The sequence below is a fragment of the Mycobacterium sp. TH-M11 genome, from assembly GCF_057473725.1.
On sequence record NZ_JBYCLD010000110.1, the window covers coordinates 1 to 18,930 of the forward strand.

Consider the following 18,930-nt stretch of genomic DNA (forward strand, 5'->3'; position numbering starts at 1 on the left):
CACCCAGATCGATGTGGACGAGCGGACCGAGCCCGAGCGACTCGCACACCAACTGCTCAGCGGCTCCGACGAAGACGAGACCGCCTGGCGGGATGGCGAGTGGTTCACCGCGCGGCTGTTCCCGAGTCCGCTGCGCGCCGAAGAGCGGCTCACCACATCGGTCGACCCCAGGTCCGACGGGATGCGACTGCAGATCCGCACACCCGGCGACTTGCAGACCATCGAGCTCACCGCCTTCGACCGCGTCCCGCCGGGGCCCGGCGAGATCGAGGTCGCGGTCACCGCGTCGAGTATCAACTTCGCTGACGTCCTGGTCACGTTCGGCCGCTACCCCTCTTTCGAGGGCCGGCTGCCGCAATTGGGTACCGACTTCGCCGGTGTGGTCAGCTCCGTCGGTAGCGGCGTGACGACGCACAAGGTGGGTGATCGTGTCGGCGGCATCTCCCCCAACGGCTGCTGGGGCACGTTCGTGACGTGCGACGCCGACCTGGCCGTCACCCTTCCCGACGGCCTCACCGAACAGCAGGCGGCGGCGGTCACCACCGCGCACGCCACCGCGTGGTACAGCCTGAGCGACCTGGCCCGTATCCGTCGCGGCGACAAGGTGCTGATTCATTCAGCCACCGGTGGGGTCGGTCAGGCAGCGATCGCCATCGCGCGCATGGCAGGTGCCGAGATCTTCGCCACAGCCGGCAGTGACGAACGTCGACAACTGTTGCGCGACTGGGGAATCGACCACGTCTACGACTCGCGAAGCGTTGAGTTCGCAGCACAGATCCGCAACGCAACCGGCGGATACGGCGTCGACATCGTGCTCAACTCGGTGACCGGCGCCGCGCAACGAGCCGGCATCGAATTGCTGGCGCTCGGTGGTCGATTCATCGAGATAGGCAAACGGGACATCTACGGCGACAGTCGGCTGGGCCTGTTTCCATTCCGCCAGAACCTCGCATTCCACGGTGTCGACCTCGGCTTGATGTCACACAGCCACCCCGCACGATTCAACGATCTGTTGAACACCGTGTACCGACTGACCGCCGAGGGCGTACTGCCGTTGCCGGAAAGCACCCACTATCCCCTTGCCGAAGCGGCCGACGCCATTCGCGCGATGAGCGGGGCCCAGCACGTCGGCAAGCTCGTGCTCGACGTGCCACGGACCGAGGCGACCGGAGTAGCCGTGCCGCCGGGCCTGGTCCGGGTCTTCCGGCCGGACGGTTCCTACATCATCACCGGCGGATTGGGCGGGCTCGGCCTGTTCCTGGCCGAGAAGTTGGCCGCCGCGGGCTGTGGCCGCATCGTGCTGACGTCCCGTTCCCAACCCGGCGTCGAGGTCCAGGAGACCATCGACCTGATCAGGGCCGGCGGCGGCGACGTCGTGGTGGAATGCGGTGACATCGCCGAACGCGCCACCGCGGACCGGTTGGTGGCAGTCGCGACAAGCACAGGTCTGCCGCTGCGCGGCGTGTTGCATGCCGCAGCGGTTGTCGAGGACGCCACGTTGGCCAACATCACCGATGGCCTGATCGACCGGGATTGGCGGCCAAAGGTTCACGGCGCGTGGAACCTGCATGAGGCAACCGTCGGTCACCCGCTGGACTGGTTCTGCTCGTTCTCCTCGGCGGCATCGCTCGTCGGTTCGCCGGGGCAAGGCGCGTATGCCGCGGCCAACAGTTGGTTGGACGCGTTCACCCACTGGCGTAAGGCCCAGGGCTTGCCCGCGACCTCGATTGCGTGGGGAGCCTGGGGCGGGGTCGGACGCGCCACCGCGCTGGCCGAGCAGCACGACTCCGCCATCGCGCCGGACGAGGGCGCCTACGCGTTCGAATCGATGCTGCGGCATGACCGTGCGTACGCAGGTTATGCGCCGCTGATCGGATCGCCCTGGCTGGCCAGCTTCGCGCAGCGCAGCAAGTTCGCGGAGATGTTCACATCGGCGAGCCAGTCCGCCAAGGGGTCGAGCAAGCTGAGGGCCGAACTGAACGAACTGCCCGTCGAGGAGTGGCCGGGCCGGTTGCGCAAGTTGTTGGCCGAGCAGATCGGCCTGCTGTTGCGTCGCTCGGTCGACCTGGATCGCCCGCTGTCGGAGTACGGACTGGACTCCCTGGGCACGCTCGAGTTACGCACCCGGGTCGAATCCGAGACCGGTATTCGCATCAGCGCACAGAACATCGTCGAGCACGGCACGGTGCGGGCCCTGGCGCAGTTCATCGCGGGTGAACTGGCTGCCGCGCAACCCGTGTCGGCAGTCAACGAGCAATGACGACGATGGCCCATTCGCGTGTCACTCCGATTGCTGTCATCGGGATGTCGTGTCGGCTTCCCGGCGGCATCGACTCCCCGGAACTGTTGTGGGAGGCGCTGCTGCGGGGCGACGACCTGATCACCGAAATCCCGGCCGACCGGTGGGACGCCGAAGACCTCTACCACCCCGAGCGTGGCGCACCGGGTCGCTCGGTCTCCAAGTGGGGAGGATTCCTCGACGATGTCGCGGGATTCGACGCGGACTTCTTCGGTATCGGCGAACGGGAGGCCACCGCGATCGATCCCCAACACCGGCTGCTTCTCGAAACCTCCTGGGATGCTTTGCAACACGCCGGGATGGATCCGACTTCGCTGGCTGGTTCGGCAACCGGGGTGTTCGTCGGCTTGGCGCACGACGACTACACGGTGATGACCGGCGACGCGAACGCTCTCGACGAACCCTACGGCTACACCGGTACCGCGTTCAGCATGGCGTCTGGACGAATCAGCTACGCGCTGGGTCTGACCGGACCGGCGATCACGATGGACACGGCTTGCTCGTCCGGGCTGGTGACGGTGCATTTGGCGTGCCGGAGCCTGCATGAGGGTGAGAGCGACCTCGCCCTGGCCGGCGGCTGCATGTTGATGCTCGAGCCACGGGTGAATTCGTCGATGTCGGCGATCGGCATGCTGTCCGCGACGGGTCGCTGCCGGAGCTTTGACGCCCAGGCGGACGGTTTCGTCCGGTCGGAGGGCTGTGCGATGGTGGCGCTCAAGCGACTCCCGGACGCGATGCGTGACGGTGATCGGGTGCTGGCGGTAATCCTCGGCACCGCAACCAATCAGGACGGTCGGTCCGACACGATCACGATGCCGTCGTTGGACGCGCAGGTCGCCGCCTATCGATCGGCGCTGGAGGTGTCAGGAGTGGAGGCCGGCAGCATCGGCATGGTCGAGGCGCACGGCACCGGGACGCCCATCGGTGATCCGATCGAATTCCGCGGCCTGGCAGCGATTTACGGGATTGACGGCCCCTGTGCGTTGTCGTCAGTGAAGAGCAATCTCGGTCATACCGAATCCGCGGCCGGCGCGGTGGGCCTCATCAAAGCCGTTTTGGCGCTGCAGCACGGCACGGTTCCCCGCATGCTGCATTTCACGGAGCTACCCGAAGAATTGGCCCGTGTTCAGACGCATCTTTTTGTTCCGCAGTCTCTTACGCCGTGGCCGGGCAACGGCGCTCATCCCCGGCGAGCCGCCGTCTCGTCGTACGGAATGTCGGGCACCAATGCACATGCGATTCTTGAGCAAGGCCCGGATGCCGCTGAGCGAAACGGTGTGACACCGCAATCCGCGATGACCCTTCCGGTGTTGGTCGCGGTCTCGTCAACCTCCGATGATGCGCTGCGCCGCACGGCCGGCCGGTTGGCCGATTGGGTGGAGCGGAGCGCGGACCCCCCCGAGCTGCGCGATGTCGCGTACACCCTGGCGCGGCGCCGCGCCCACGGTCCCGTGCGTGCGGCCGTTCTAGCCGAGAACTTGCCGCGGCTGGGCGCGACGCTGCGCGAGCTCGCGGGGAGCGACCTGCCGTATCTGCCGACAGTCGGTGACGACACGCGCGGCCCGGTGTGGGTGTTCTCCGGACAGGGCTCGCAATGGGCCGGTATGGGAGTTGAACTGCTTTCCAACGAACCGGTTTTCGCTGCGACCATCGCCCAGACGGAGCCGCTGATCGCGCAGGAGTCCGGTTTCTCGGTGACCGAGGCCATGACCTCGACCGAGACGGTGACGGGCATCGACCGGGTTCAACCGACCCTGTTCGCCATGCAGGTCGCGCTGGCCGCCACAATGACCTCCTACGGGGTGGCGCCCGGCGCGGTGATCGGGCACTCGCTCGGCGAGGTCGCCGCCGCCGTTGTCGCCGGGGCGCTGTCACTGGAAGACGGCGTGCGGGTGATCTGCCGCCGTTCCCGACTGTGCCTCGCGCTGGCCGGCGGCGGTGCGATGGCGTCGGTTGAACTGCCTGCGCAGCAAGTGCTTTCGCAGCTCGTAGACCGTGGAATCAGCGACGTCGTGGTAGCGGTGGTCAGCTCTCCGTCGTCCACCGTGATCGGCGGGGCCACCCACGCAGTCCGCGAACTCGTCGCCGACTGGGAACGGCACGAGATCATGGCCCGGGAGGTCGCCGTCGACGTCGCGTCACACTCCCCCCAGGTCGACCCGATCCTCGATGAATTGACCGACATGCTGGCCGATCTCGCCCCCACAGCTCCGGCGATCCCCTACTACTCGGCGACCTCGATCGATCCGCGTGAGGTGCCTGGGTGTGACGCCGTGTACTGGGTAGAGAACCTGCGGCAGACGGTGCGGTTCGGTGCCGCCGTACAGGCCGCACTCGAGGACGGCTACCGGGTCTTCGCCGAACTGTCGCCGCACCCGTTACTGACCCGAGCGGTCGCGCAAACCGCCCAGAGCCTGGAGGCACCTGCCGCCGCGTTGGCCGCCATGCGCCGGCAGCAGCCACTACCCACCGGTGTGCGCGGGCTCCTGGCCGATCTGTACGCGGCCGGGTCCGCGGTCGACTTCTCGGTGCTATACCCCACCGGCCGCCTGCTGGACGTACCCTTGCCGAGCTGGACGCACCGCCGACTGATCCTGATTCCCCGGGACTCGTCGGCGCATGGCGCGCCGACCGTCTCGGCACATCCGCTGCTGGGCGCACACGTTCGGCTGCAGGAGGAACCCGAACGCCACGTCTGGCAGGCCGAGGTCGGCACGAACACCACGCCGTGGCTGGCCGACCATCAGATCCATCGCGTGCCTGCCCTTCCGGGGGCCGCCTACTGCGAGATGGCGCTCGCCGCCGCCCGGTCTGTCTTCGGCGACGCCGCCGAAGTCCGGGACATCCGCTTCGAGCAGATGCTGTTGCTCGACCACGAGACCGCAGTCGGGGCAACCGCGACACTGGAAACTCCTGGTGTCGCCAACTTCTCGGTGGACACCAACGAAGACGGCACCAACACCCGCTGGGCTTCGGCTGTGCTCCACGCAACCGACGGCACCGGCCAGCCCCCGGCGCACGACCTCGACGCACTGCAGGCCGCGCATCCGATCCGGGTCGACGGCGCCGACCTGCGCCAGTCGTTCGACAAGCGCGGCATCCAGTTCGGTCCGGCGTTCAGCGGTGTCACCGCCGTGCACACCGCGGCCGGCTCGGCGCGCACCGTCCTGGCCGAGATCGTCCTGCCAGGGTCTATTCGTCAGCACCGCAATGGCTTTGGTGTGCATCCAGCGCTCCTGGATGCCTGCTTTCAGTCGGTCGCAGCCCACCCGGGGGTCGGCGCCGACGGTCTGCTGCTGCCGCTGAGCGTACGCCAACTGCGCATCCATGGCTCGGTCCGCGATGCACGTTACTGCTACGCGCGGATCACCGCGTCCGAGACCGGACTGGACGCCGACCTCGACGTGATCGACCGTCACGGCGTGGTCCTGCTCACCGCGCGCGGTCTGCGGATGGGCACCGGAACATCCGAGCGCAGCAACCGCGAACGACTGCTCGGCGAGAGCCTGCTGACGATCCAATGGCAGCCCAAGGCAATACCCGTGGTGACCAACCAAGACGCGGGAAAATGGTTGCTGATCAACACGTCCGACTCGGCGGACGCGCTGGCGGCGTCCTTGGCCGACACGTTGACGCGCCACGACGGCGACGTGACCGTCCTGGCGTGGCCGGCGCTCAGCGATCACCGGACGAAGGCCGAACAATTCGCCGGCCATCTCGGCGCACACGAATTCACCGGCGTCGTCGTCGTAGCGAAAGCGTCCAACGGTGCGATTGACGAGCAGACCCCGGTTGCCGGTCGTGAACAGGTCCGTCACCTCATCCGGCTCGCACGCGAACTGACCGAGTTGCCGGGAAAGTCCCCCCGGCTTTACGTCGTCACCCGACACGCGCAGCCCGTCCAATTGTCCGACGAGGTCAACCTCGAGCAGGCGGGCCTGCGGGGACTGCTGAGAGTGGTGGGTGCGGAGAATCCGCACCTGCGCGTCACCCAGATCGACATCGACGACAACACCGACGCCGGGCAGTTGGCCCGGGAGTTGCTCGCTGGCTCGAACGAAGACGAGACGGCCTGGCGAAATGGACAGTGGTACACGGCGCGGCTGCAGCCGAGTCCCCTGCGTCCCGACGAACGACACACCACCGTCGTCGATCATGCGGAAGATGCGGCACGTCTACATATTCGGGCCCCCGGCGACCTAGAAACCGTGGAACTCGTCGCCGTCGACCGAATTCCGCCGGGCCCAGGACAGATCGAGGTCGCGGTCACGGCGTCCAGTCTGAACTTCGCCGATGTGCTGGTGGCGATGGGACGGTACCCGAGCATCGACGAGCGCGAACCCGAATTGGGCGTGGACTTCGTCGGCGTCGTCACCGCGGTGGGAGCCGAGGTCGCCCAGCACCGCATCGGTGACCGCGTTGGCGGCCTCACCAGAAGCGGCTGCTGGGCAACCTTTGTCACGTGCGACGCCCGGGTAGCGGTCACGCTCCCGGCAGGGCTGGCCGACCATCAGGCGGCTCCGGTGGCGACCGGTCATGCCACCGCCTGGTACGGCCTGCACGACCAGGCCAGGATCTCCGCAGGCGATCGCGTGCTGATCCATTCCGCGACGGGTGGGGTGGGCCAGGCCGCGGTCGCGATCGCGCGCGCAGCCGGCGCCGAGGTATTCGCCACTGCCGGTAGCCCGGTGCGCCGGGATCTGCTGCGCCGCATGGGTATCGAACACATCTATGACTCGCGCAGCAAAGAGTTTGCCGAGTTGATCCGACGCGACACCGACGGTTACGGCGTCGACATCGTGCTCAACTCGCTGACCGGCGCCGCGCAGCGCGCCGGATTCGAATTGCTGGCCGACGGTGGACGATTCGTTGAGCTCGGTAAGCGCGACGTCTACGCGAATTCGCGACTGGGAATGTACCCGTTTCGCCGCAACCTGACCTTCCACTACGTCGACCTGGCCCTGATGTCTGAGAGTCATCCCCGGCGGGTCGGGGAGCTGCTGCGCAACGTGTTCAACCTTGTTGCTGAAGGCGCATTGCCGCAGCCGGAGTGCACCGTCCACCCGTTCAGCGAGGCCGCCACCGCCATGCGCATCATGAGCGCGGCCGAACACACCGGCAAACTGGTCCTGGACGTCCCCCGCACCGGGATCGCAGACGCGGTGGTGCCGCCGGAGTCCAAGCGCGCTTTTCGCGCCGACGGCGCCTACGTAATTACTGGCGGATTGGGCGGCCTCGGACTTTTCCTGGCCGAGACGATGGCTGCGGCCGGCTGCGGCCGGATTGTCCTGAACTCTCGCTCGCAGCCAAGCACTCTTGCGCACAACAACATCGAACGCATCCGCGCTGCGGGCGCCGACGTCGTCGTGGAGTACGGGGACATCGCCGCCGCCGGCACAGCGGCGCGGCTGGTGGGCGCCGCGACGGCCACCGGACTGCCGGTGCGCGGAGTGCTGCATGCCGCCGCAGTGATTGAAGACGCAACGCTGACCAACATCAGCGATCAGTTGATCGACCGGGACTGGGCACCAAAGGTATTCGGTGCGTGGCAGTTACATCACGCGACAGCCGAACAGCCGCTGGATTGGTTCTGTTCGTTCTCGTCGGCGGCCGCGTTACTCGGTTCCCCGGGGCAGGGCGCCTACGCCGCCGCCAACAGTTGGCTGGACGGCTTCACGCACTGGCGTAACGCCCGAGGCTTGCCTGCAAACTCGATTGCGTGGGGCGCCTGGGCCGAGATCGGTCGTGGGGCAGCGCTGGCGGAAGCCGGCGAGACCACGATGATCACGCCGGTCGAAGGCGCCCACGCCTTCCGGGCTCTGCTCAGCCACAACCGTGCCTACACGGGCTACATATCTCTCACCGGAACACCTTGGCTCACCGCGCTGAGGCAACGGAGCAGCTTCGCCGAGGCTCTGCAATCAGCGGGCCACGCCGCCACGGACGCAGCGCAATTCCGCAAGGAGCTCACCACGTTACCCACCGACGAGTGGCTTGCCCGGCTCCGCCGGCTGGTGGCCGAGCAGGTCAGTCTGATCCTGCGCCGCAGCGTCGACCAGGACCGGCCGCTGGCTGACTACGGCTTGGACTCGTTGGGCAACCTCGAACTGCGCACCCGCATCGAAACGGAGACCGGGATCCGAATCAGCTCAACCAATATCACCACCGTCCGCGGACTGGCGGGGCATTTGTACGACGAGCTGGCCGGCCTCGAGGCGGTGCCTGCCTGATGCATCAGAAAATAGCTCACCACGGATGGGGAGGCAGGAATGCTTGAAGTTGGCAAGGTCAAGGTGAAAAGCGTGCACGACTGGATTCCGGACCCCGGTTCGGTCGTGTCATGGGACCCGTCGCCGGTAACACTGGCGAAAGCCAAGCAGGCGCAGCCGAATTCCACACCAGCGAGCTACATGCAAGCCGAGCATCTGCGTAGCTGGCATGAATTCGCGGCCCACGGCGTCGACATGTCCCGGCTGTGCATCGCGACGTGGGAGATCCCCGGGCAATGCGACATCCGGGCCATGACGCACGTGATCAATGCCCACCTAAGGCGCCACGACACGTATCACAGCTGGTTCGAGTACATCGACAGCGACAACATCGTCCGCCGCACCATCGACAATCCTGCCGACATCAAGTTCGTACCCACCAAGCACGGCGACATGACCCCAGCCGAATGGCAGCGGCTGGCCAGTGCGACACCGAATCCCCTGCAGTGGGACAGTTTTCGCTTCATGATCATTCAGCACGTCGGACACTTCACGTTCTGCGTGTCGATCGATCACATCAACGTCGACGCAACGTTCCCGAGCGTGTTGCTCCCAGAGATCCACATGATGTATGCCGCGTTGATGGGCGGCGGGGCCCCAATCGCGCTACCCAAGGCCGGCAGCTACCTCGACTATTGCAACCGCCAGCACGCCTACCTGTCGTCGCTGACCGCCGAGTCGCCGGAGATCAAGGCGTGGATCGACTACTTCGAGAACAACGCGGGAACGCTGCCCGAGTGCCCGGTATCGCTCGGCGACGGCTCGGGCGCCTGCAACTTCGCCAGCGTGACGCTACTGGACGACAAGCAGACAGCCGCCTTCGAATCGGTGTGTGTGAGCGCAGGAGCACGGTTCAGCGGCGGCGTCTTCACCTGCGCGGCACTGGTGGAGCACGAATTGACCGGAGCCGACACCTACTACGGATACGTGGTCACCGACATCCGCTCGACGCCAGAGGATTTCATGACCTCGGGCTGGATCACCGGCTTCGTCCCCATCACCGTGCCCGTAGGGCCGACTTTCGCCGACATGGTGCGGGTCGCGCAAGAGTCGTTCGATTCCGGACGTGAATTGGCCAAAGTGCCGGTCGGTCGGGTTTTGCAGCTGGCCCCGTGGTTGCGACGGCCTGACCGACGCGTTCCGTTGCTATTCCACATCGACCTTGGCATTCCACCGTTTTCCGCTCTCGTGGCCGAGAAATTGGAAGGGCTGAACGCGCGCATTTATCAGGATGGCGGGGCACCGGCGCAGTTGGACATCCGGGTAACCCGACTCGCAAACGAGACCCGGGCGATCGTGATGTACCCGGACAACCCGGTGGCGCGGGACTCGGTCGCTCGATTTCTCGCAGTGCTGAAGTCGGTGTACATCCGGGTCGCCGAGCGTCGCTACTCATTGTCCGAGGTTGCTCTGACACTGCCGGCCTAAGGGGGTATTGAGATTCCCCGTCTTCGCGCGCGCACGGAGAGGTCACGTCTCGGCGACGTGATCAATACCAACGTGGGCACCGGACTCTATTCCAGGCTAGGTGGATTCGTCACCCGGCGGCCGCTTTTGGTCATCGGTCTGTGGATCGCGCTGGCGGCGGTGGTGTCGTTGGCCATACCTCCGCTGGCGGTGGTCATCGGGCAGAAACAAGCGGCGATCATGCCAGCCGACGCTCCGGTCATGGTGACAACCCGCGAGATGATCAACGCGTTCCATGACAAGGGCACCGACAATGTCGTTCTTGTCGTGCTGACCGACGAAAAGGGCCTGAGTCCTGCTGACGAGAACACCTACCGGACACTCGTCGACAAGCTCAACCACGATTCCGCGGACGTGGTGTCGCTTCAAGACTTCCTCAACTCCCCCGAAGTCCGCCAGGTGTTGACCAGTCAGGACAACAAAGCGTGGTACCTGCCGATCAGCCTCACCGGTCACGCAGGTTCCGCCGAGGGCGCAATGGCTTTCGCGAATGCCGCCAAACTCATCAGGCAGACCGTGGCGGGCTCGACGCTCGCCTCTCACCTGGCCGGACCGGCGGCCACGGCCGCAGATCTCAGCGCGATCAGTCAGCGGGACCTACATGTGATCGAAACCGGCACGGCGGCAATGGTGCTGCTGATTCTGCTGATCGTCTATCGAAATCCGCTCACGATGATGTTGCCGCTGATCACCATCGGTATATCGTTGGCCACGGCGCAGGGCGTTCTGGCCGGGCTGGCCGAAGTGGGTCTCGGCGTCTCGAGCCAGACCATGGTATTTATGAGCGGCGTGATGTTCGGCGCCGGAACCGATTACGCCGTCTTTCTGATCAGTCGCTACCACGATTACGTGCGACTCGGCGAAGGATCCGATGAGGCCCTCGGGCGGGCGCTGGCGTCAATCGGGAAAGTGATTGCCGCTTCGGCCGCTACCGTAGCGGTCACCTTCCTCGCGATGGTCTTCACCAAACTGCCGGTGTTCTCGACGGTCGGGCCGGCGCTGGCAATCGCCGTAGCGGTGGCGTTCGTGGCCGCGATCACCCTGTTGCCGGCCATGATGGTGCCGGTCGGTCGCCGAGGTTGGATCAAGCCGCGCCGTGAGCTGACCACCCGCTTCTGGCGAACGTCAGGCGTCCGAATCGTGCGCCGCCCCAAAGTCCACTTGGTCGGGAGTCTGCTCATCCTGATCACCCTGGCGGCCTGCTCGGGCTTCGCCCATTACAACTACGACGACCGCAAGACACTGCCGAGCTCAGTTGACAGCACTGCGGGATACGAGGTGATGGCGCAGCACTTTCCGCTGGACGCGATCATCCCGCAGTACCTGTTCATCCAGTCGCCCCGTGACATGCGCGACCCGAAAGTCCTTGCTGACCTGGAGCAGCTGGCACAGCGGGTGAGTCAGCTGCACGACATCTCGATGGTGCGAGGCATCACCCGCCCGACGGGTGAATCGCTTGAGCAGGCCCGGTTGGCCTGGCAGGCCGGTCAAGTGGGCGACAAGCTCGGCGACGCCTCGCAACAGATCAACGGCCACACCGACGATCTCGACACGATGAGCAGCGGTGCTAATCAGCTTGCCGACGCACTCGGTGACTTACGCAACCAGGTGGACCAGGCGTTGCCGAATATCACCGGTCTCGTCGATTCCCTCACGTTCCTGCAGAACAACTTCGGCGGCCAGAAGGCGCTCAACCAGATCGACGACGCCGCGAGGCTGATCACCAGCATGCGCTCGCTGGGCCAGACCCTCAACCTGAACATCTCGGATGTCAACAATATTGCCGGGTTGGCTCGGCCGATCTTGAACGCGCTCGACGCGACACCGGTGTGCTCGCTGGATCCCAATTGCGTCAACGCCCGGGCTGAGTTGCAGCGCATTGCCGACGCGCACGACAGCGGCGAGCTGATCAGCGTTGGGGATTTGTCGAAGAAGCTGGAATCAACGCAGGGCACCGAGAGCCTCCAGGCCGCGACCGGCAAACTGAAGGAACTGATCACCAAGCTCAGCAGCGCAACGCAATTGCTGGGTGGCGGAGGCATATCGGCGAAATTGGCTACGCTGCAGGACGGTGCCAACCAACTCGCGGAAGGCAGCCGCAAGCTGGCCGATGCCGTCGCACTGCTGGTGGGCCAGACCAAGCAGATGGGTGCCGGCCTCAACGATGCCTCTGGCTTCCTGATGGCAATGAAGAACGACGCCTCCGCCCCACCGATGGCGGGCTTTTACATTCCGCCCCAAGTTCTCACCCGAGACGACTTCAAGAAGGCAGCGGGCATCTTCGTCTCGCCGGACGGACACGCGGCGCGTTATCTGGTTCAGACGAAGCTGAATCCGTTCAGCATCGCCGCGATGGATCAGGTGAACTCGATTATCGACGTCGCGCGACAAGCTCTCCCGAACACGACGCTGGCGGACGCGAAAGTATCGATGGCCGGAATCTCCGTGGGCCTCCGCGACACCCGGGCTTACTACAACAAGGATTTCAACTTCATCATCGCCACGACCGTGATCATCGTTTTTCTGATTCTGATCGGTCTGCTGCGGGCGATCGTCGCTCCGTTGTACCTGATCTGCTCGGTGATCGTGTCATATCTCTCGGCTCTGGGCATCGGCACCATCGTGTTCCAATTCATCCTCGGTCAGGAACTGCATTGGACCGTCCCGGGACTGACCTTCATCATTTTGGTGGCGGTCGGTGCGGATTACAACTTGCTGCTGATCTCGCGGATACGCGATGAGTCGCCGCATGGGATACGTCTCGGCGTGATCCGCACGGTCGGGTCCACCGGTGGCGTAATCACCGCGGCGGGATTGATTTTCGCCGCATCGATGTTCGGCCTGCTGTTCGCGAGTATCACCATGATGGTCCAGGCCGGCTTCGTGCTCGGGATGGGAATTCTGCTGGACACGTTCTTGGTGCGCACCGTCACGGTGCCGGCGATCGCGACGCTGGTGGGCCGGGGCAACTGGTGGCCGTCAGCACCGCAGCAGCGCCGGGTGGGCCTGCGGCGCAGACGTAATCACCTGGCGAGACTACGCAAAGCCGTGACGCCGCGCTGGGCCACCAAATTCCGGGCAACAACGCAGCCTTTCCCGGATCCCGTGGACGAGGTCGCGCCGATCAGCGAGTCGGCGTCGACCGACTCCGAGGTCCGTCGACCGGCCGGACGGCGCCCGGCTGCGCTGGCAGTCGCCCCGAATTACCGCGCGGGAGGGAGGCTCGACCGATGAGATTCGCCCTGGGTATCCATGGAAGTCGTGGCGACGTCGAGCCCTTTGCCGCGGTCGGCCTGGAGCTCCAGCACCGCGGTCACGACGTACGAATGGCCGTTCCCCCCAACATGCTTGGCTTCGTCGCCGCGGCCGGGCTCGACGCCGTTGCCTACGGTCCGAGTTCTCAGGCGGTCAACGAGGAGGTTTTCGTCCGCAACTTCTGGAACATTGCGACTCCGATCAGGTTGGCGCGGGCCGGCAAACACTATCTAGGCGAGGTCTGGTCGGAGATGGGTGCGACATTGACGTCGCTGGCCGATGGCGCCGATCTCCTGCTGACCGGTATGGTCCAACAGGGCTTGGCCGTCAATGTCGCTGACTACCATCGGATCCCGCTGGCCGAACTGCACTGCTTCCCGGTACGGGTGAACAGTCAGATACTCCCGGACATTCCTGGACCTCTGATCCGTTCCGGCATCTCGATGTTGTGGTGGGCGCACTGGGCCATGACCAAACGAGCCGAGGACAACCAGCGCCGACGACTCGGCCTGCGCGGCACCACCGGATCGTCGACGGAGCGAATTATCGGACGTGGCTCGCTGGAGATACAGGCGTACGACGAGCTGTTCTTTCCCGGTTTGGCGGCCGAGTGGACGCCCTGGAGCCAGCGGCGTCCCTTTGTCGGCGCGCTGACCATGACGATGCCGACGGACGCCGACAATCGCATAACGGCCTGGTGTGCGGCCGGGACACCACCTGTCTACTTCGGCTTCGGTAGCATGCCGGTCCGCTCGTTCAGCACGACGGTGCGCATGATCAGCGAGGCCTGTGCGGAGTTGGGCGAGCGCGCGTTGATCTGCGCCGGCACCCACGACGTCGACCACAGCCAGCAATCCGATCGCGTCATGATCGCGCCGGCGATGAATCACGCGACGATCTTCCCGATGTGTCGCGCCGTTGTCCATCACGGTGGCGCCGGAACCACGGCCGCTGGCCTGCGCGCCGCCGTTCCGACGCTGATCTTGTGGGTCACCGCCGACCAGCCGATCTGGGCCGCTCAAGTCAAAAGGTTGAAAGTCGGCTCGGCGCGCCGCTTTTCGGGAACCACCAAGGAGTCGTTGGCAGCCGAGCTACAGCGCATCGTGACGCCGCAGTGCGCGGCCCGGGCCCGCGATATCGCCGATCAGATGACTGCGCCCCACGAAAGTGTCACCGCCACCGCCGATTTGCTGGAAGGTCAAGCCGAAGAAGGCCGGTACCGTTGATGGGCACCGTTTTCGTCTTGGCACTGGCGATGGCGACCGATCCGATGCGACTCGGCGTCACACTGCTGCTGATTTCCCGTCCGCGGCCCGTTCTCAATCTGCTGGTCTATTGGGTAGGCGTGATGTTCGTGGGCGTCACGTCCGGCGTCGTCGTGCTGACGTTGATGCGCGACCTGGCGCCCGCGCTGTTGCGCAACTTCAGCGCGTTCGCCGCAAACCCGACAGTGCGGCACACCCAACTCATCGCCGGGCTGCTTGCCCTGCTTCTCGCCGCGCTGATCAATACCGGTCTGCCGTCACGACGACGATTCGGAATCCCGGTGCCCGTCCCGGTACCGGTTGAGGTGCCGGTCCCGGTCGGTATCACCGGCGATCCGTCGGCCCTTTTGCTCCAGTCCAGCGCGCCGGTCAGGATCTCGCAATTGCAATGGCTCAGCCGCGCAAAGGAAATGCTGAAAGGTGAGTCGTTGTGGGTGGCGCTGGGAGCCGGCTTGGGCCAGGGTCCCGCACCGCCGGAATACCTGGTCGCGCTGGTCGCCATTCTCGCCTCAGAACGTCAAGTCACCACCCAGATCGGCCTCGCGGTGATGTTCAACGTCGTCATGCTCTCGGTCTGCGAGCTCACGCTGATCAGCTATCTGGCGATGCCGAACAAGACACAGGCATTCGTTGGTCGGCTGAACAGTTGGGTCGGCGCGCACCGGCGGCAGATCGTCTCGGTCATCGTCGGCGTACTGGGCGTCTGCCTGATCGTCAACGGCAGCAGTTGACGCGGAATCAGCTGGCCGGAAGCCGCGACCACAGAGGCAGGATGATCGATTGGTAACGCGCGGGAGACACGCTTCGGGCCAGCAGGCGCATCGGCACCCTGGCCAACCTGTCAGACAGTGGCATCAGCAATCGCAGCTTGTCGATCGCCGCGTCACTCGGGAAAGCGACATTGGTGTCACCGGCTCTAGCTCCCACAAAGTACAAATCGAAATGGGTTGGCAAATACCAAAATTGCCAGCGACTAAACAGCGACGACAGCGGCAGCGCTTGGAAATCGGCGGCGGTCAGATTCCGGTAGTAGTCCAGTCCCCGCGATTGGGTGCCGGGCGAATCGGTCCGGTCGGTACGGGCGGTGCCATGCTCTGGCCGGCCCAGCGACGCGCAACTGAACGCGACCAACCCGCCGGGACGGGTCATGCGTGCCATATTGCGGAAGGTGGTTTGCCAGTGCGGGTCGTGCTCGAAGCACTCCGCGGACAGTGTGATGTCGTAGCTTCCGTCGGCCGCATCGATGTCGTGTCCGAACGCAACGAGATCGACACCGGGTCCTTCCTTCAAATCCACGCCCGTGTAGTCGCCGGCGGTAGCGAACAAACCGCGCAAGCTCCCGTTGACGTCGTATGCGCCGATCTCCAAAACCTTGGCGCCTGCTACCAGGGAGCGATTGGCGGCGACGACCGCTTCGAAGAATCCACGCTGTTCGGGATGGCTCATCAGTCAAACCTTACGTCAGCCGACCGCCGAAAGCACGGCAGATTTCGATATTGTGGGCACCAATCATGCTTTGAGCAAACACCTTTGGCGATACCGAGATGAGGAACGATGGCCAATCCTGATCAGCGCGCTGAGGGCTTCAGACCGATTCATGTCGTCGACTGGGATGTTCTGACACCGGCGCCGGTGCTGGATGTTGCCGCACATGAGCGACGCGCGCTTGTCCGCATGCTGGTGCGGCTAGGCTCTGAACCACTTGGCTACGTGGAGCTCGAGGTCGAAGACGGCCAGTCGTTTCCCGACGCTGCGGCAGATGCGGCCATGCGCGCGTTCAGCTCTCACATCGACGACAGCTTGCAAAGAAGCTGCCTACCAACCATCCGAGAGTTACCCGTGGCCGGATTGCCGCATGATCCGGATCAATTGGCGTTCGTGGCCGAACGCAGACGCCTGCTGGCAAACGCTCCGGACATGTCGGTGGTGCTGTGCACCCGCGACCGACCGATGCGGCTCGCCGACTGCATCGCGCAGGTGACTCGCCAGCAGTATCCGGCGTACGAGATCGTGGTGGTCGACAACGCCCCAGCCGATCCGGCAGCTGTCCCAGCCGTCTTGGAGTCGTTGACGGCGCCCGTGCCTGTGCGTTATGTGTTGGAACCGCGTGGCGGTTTGTCATGGGCCCGAAATGCCGGCTGGAAAACCGCGACCGCCGATATCATCGCGTTCCTGGACGACGACGAGATACCCGACCAGCACTGGCTGGCCGAGTTGGCTCGGGGTTTCTCGGCGGCGGCAAGGGTTGGGTGCGTCACCGGCATGGTGCTGCCCGCCGAGCTGAGAACGCAACCGCAACAATGGTTTGAAGCGCTCGGAGGCTTCCAGCAAGGCCGCGGATTCGCCCGCGAGATCTTCCACCCCGGACATTCGCAGAGTCCGCTCTACCCGTTTCCCCCGTTTGGCGCCGGGGCGAATATGGCATTCCGGCGTGATGTCCTGGTCGACATCGGCGGCTTTGATGTGGCGCTGGGCGCCGGGACCCCGGCCAAGGCTTCGGAGGAAACTCTGGCTTTCGCTCGTACCCGCCTCGCTGAGCACACGATCGTCTATCAGCCGACTGCGATGGTTTCTCACTATCACCGGGAAACCCTGCCCGAGCTCAAAACACAGTTGCACAACTACAGCGTCGGCACGACCGCGCATTTCACCGCTCTCATTTCGCAGGAGCCCCGATTGCTGCTCAGTGTGCTGCGCTTGATCCCACGCGCAGTGCGAGACAATTGGCCGACGAAGGATCCCGCTCGGATGGCCGCAATGCGCGAGGCGCCTCCGGCCTTGCTCGTCACTCAGTTTCTCGGCATGTTGAAAGGTCCGCTCGCCTACCTCAAAAGCGTTCGTGTGCAGCGCCGAACGCATACTGGCAGTCAGTCCGTCGGAGTCACGCGCTGAACGAACTCAGGATCGTCTCGGCGGCTGTGGCGAGCACGTCCGCTTCGTAGTTGGCAAGATAGATGCCGATTCCCAGGTCCGCCGCCAACGGTAAACCGATGGCCTCCATCGGATCCGAGGAGTTGTCCAGGAACAGGCCGGCGTCGTAAGCCGGCAAGCTGGTCAACAGGTCGGTCAGGATATTCGCCGTCGGGAGCAACGTGCTGTAAGCGGTCTGGAGATCGGCGGAAAGCGTATCGACGAAGTCGGTCAGCACGCCCGTGGGATTTGTTGCGAGGCTTTCTAATTCGGTCTCAAGGCCGGAAAGCGCGGCCGTCGTCGTCGATGTGGTATCCGTGGCCGAAGTCAGCGAGAGGTCGACCGGGTTGGGACCAGCGCCGCTGAAATCTGCGATGAAGTCGTGAATGCCCTGCTCGGCGCCGCTGAGCAGCAAACCCGGCATCTTCTCGATTTCGCTGAGGTCCGGGAACAGGCCGAAAGTGGCCGCTACGTTGGCGGGGTCGGTGGAATACCCGTATGCCGGGTCGCCGTATCCGAGATTCACCAGGTACGTCAGATCTGGTTGGAGCAGGTCGGCGATGGGGTTGCCGATGACCGGGATTTCGCGGATGGGGTCCAGCAATGGGAGGCCGTCCACTGGGATCAGGTAGTAGGTGGTGTCAGTTGCCCCCGAAGTCGGCAGCTCGATAGCCGTCGCGAGCTGTGCCGGCGTCAGGTCGAGATAGTCACCGTGAACGACGTTGATGCCCTCGATGGCATTCAAGTCAGAGAAGATGTCGAGTGGATACCTCGGGAAGTCCGCGTAGCCGTCGTATTCGAGGGTGTAAATGGTGGTGGGAAAATCATCCGCCGGCGTGGCACCGTAGAAATCGATTCCCAGGCTTGAAAGATCCAAGCCGGCAAAGCGCTCGAATATCCCGCCGTTCGGATTCATCAAGTCCCCGAGGAGGACGAAGCTCACATTGGCGGTGGGATCCGTCTGCGCAAGCTGCTCTATCTCCAACGATGCGATGACAGCGCTCTGGGACGCCCCGAATACATCGACCTGACCGCCGGCACTGAGAATCGGGGCAATCTGGTTGTCGAGGATCTGCACACCCTGCGACACCGAGGTGGCAAGGGTCTCCTGGTCAACGCCGGTGACGGGATAGAGCTGTTCGGGCGTGGTCAGCGCCACCGGCTCTACGTTCGAAAAGGTCGGCTGGCCGGCAAAATTGGCCACCGACGGGAAGTAGAGCGACTGCAACGTGTCGATGAGATCCTGCGACGGCGTCGGAAGTCCACTGCCGCCCATAACGTAGATCGGAACGTCACCGGTATCAGCGCCGGCGACCGCTGGCTCGATCACCGCGGACAAGGCCAGCAGTCCCACACCGGCACCGGTGGCCGCCGCAACGCGGAGCCGCCGAATGTTAAAGCACGCCATGGTTTCCCTTGAAAATGTTGCCGGCGGCAGACCTGCGGTTGGAAGGCCACCGTTCAT

Annotated in this window: 9 protein-coding genes; 7 read left to right on the forward strand and 2 right to left on the reverse strand. The window is 64.7% G+C overall.

Annotation, left to right across the window (positions count from 1 at the left end; all coding sequences use genetic code 11):
• From AC2VOG_RS04695 to AC2VOG_RS04720, 6 genes are all read left to right on the forward strand, one after another.
• On the forward strand, positions 1–2,260 hold a 2,260-nt coding region (locus AC2VOG_RS04695), incomplete at its 5' end, for an SDR family NAD(P)-dependent oxidoreductase (protein WP_486938756.1).
• A gap of 5 nt (positions 2,261–2,265) precedes the next feature.
• Positions 2,266–8,529, forward strand: a complete 6,264-nt coding sequence (gene pks2, locus AC2VOG_RS04700) for a sulfolipid-1 biosynthesis phthioceranic/hydroxyphthioceranic acid synthase (RefSeq protein WP_486938757.1) — start codon at positions 2,266–2,268, stop codon at positions 8,527–8,529.
• 39 nt (positions 8,530–8,568) lie between these two features.
• Positions 8,569–9,996 carry a condensation domain-containing protein gene (locus tag AC2VOG_RS04705; RefSeq protein WP_486938758.1) on the forward strand — a complete coding sequence of 476 codons (1,428 nt, stop codon included), beginning with the start codon at positions 8,569–8,571 and terminating at the stop codon, positions 9,994–9,996.
• A 57-nt stretch (positions 9,997–10,053) separates the two neighbouring features.
• Positions 10,054–13,269, forward strand: a complete 3,216-nt coding sequence (locus AC2VOG_RS04710; RefSeq protein ID WP_486938759.1) for an MMPL/RND family transporter — start codon at positions 10,054–10,056, stop codon at positions 13,267–13,269.
• Entirely contained in the window at positions 13,266–14,516 is a 1,251-nt protein-coding gene (locus AC2VOG_RS04715; RefSeq protein ID WP_486938760.1) for a glycosyltransferase, read from the forward strand. Before AC2VOG_RS04710 ends, AC2VOG_RS04715 begins: the two co-directional genes overlap by 4 nt.
• Complete coding sequence (locus AC2VOG_RS04720; protein WP_486938761.1) at positions 14,516–15,286, forward strand: GAP family protein; 771 nt, start codon at positions 14,516–14,518, stop codon at positions 15,284–15,286. Before AC2VOG_RS04715 ends, AC2VOG_RS04720 begins: the two co-directional genes overlap by 1 nt.
• Before the next feature lie 7 nt (positions 15,287–15,293).
• On the opposite strand, the gene AC2VOG_RS04725 is transcribed toward AC2VOG_RS04720, so the two are convergent.
• Positions 15,294–16,001 carry a class I SAM-dependent methyltransferase gene (locus AC2VOG_RS04725; RefSeq protein WP_486938762.1) on the reverse strand — a complete coding sequence of 236 codons (708 nt, stop codon included), beginning with the start codon at positions 15,999–16,001 and terminating at the stop codon, positions 15,294–15,296.
• 108 nt (positions 16,002–16,109) lie between these two features.
• Here AC2VOG_RS04725 and AC2VOG_RS04730 point away from each other — a divergent pair, with 108 nt between their 5' ends.
• The gene (locus AC2VOG_RS04730) at positions 16,110–17,447 is read left to right on the forward strand and encodes a glycosyltransferase family 2 protein (RefSeq protein WP_486938763.1); all 1,338 of its coding nucleotides are present in this window, start codon (positions 16,110–16,112) and stop codon (positions 17,445–17,447) included.
• Here AC2VOG_RS04730 and AC2VOG_RS04735 read toward each other — a convergent pair.
• Positions 17,437–18,930 (reverse strand): PE-PPE domain-containing protein, encoded by a 1,494-nt coding sequence (locus AC2VOG_RS04735; protein ID WP_486938764.1) that lies wholly within the window; start codon positions 18,928–18,930, stop codon positions 17,437–17,439. The genes AC2VOG_RS04730 and AC2VOG_RS04735 overlap by 11 nt on opposite strands.

Coding starts and splice junctions, on each gene's coding strand:
- AC2VOG_RS04715 (WP_486938760.1), top strand. CDS start 13,266: ATGAGATTCGCCCTGGGTATCCATGGAAGTCGTGGCGACGTCGAGCCC.
- AC2VOG_RS04720 (WP_486938761.1), top strand. CDS start 14,516: ATGGGCACCGTTTTCGTCTTGGCACTGGCGATGGCGACCGATCCGATG.
- AC2VOG_RS04735 (WP_486938764.1), bottom strand. CDS start 18,930: ATGAACGGTGGCCTTCCAACCGCAGGTCTGCCGCCGGCAACATTTTCA.
- AC2VOG_RS04725 (WP_486938762.1), bottom strand. CDS start 16,001: ATGAGCCATCCCGAACAGCGTGGATTCTTCGAAGCGGTCGTCGCCGCC.
- AC2VOG_RS04705 (WP_486938758.1), top strand. CDS start 8,569: ATGCTTGAAGTTGGCAAGGTCAAGGTGAAAAGCGTGCACGACTGGATT.
- AC2VOG_RS04730 (WP_486938763.1), top strand. CDS start 16,110: ATGGCCAATCCTGATCAGCGCGCTGAGGGCTTCAGACCGATTCATGTC.
- pks2 (WP_486938757.1), top strand. CDS start 2,266: ATGGCCCATTCGCGTGTCACTCCGATTGCTGTCATCGGGATGTCGTGT.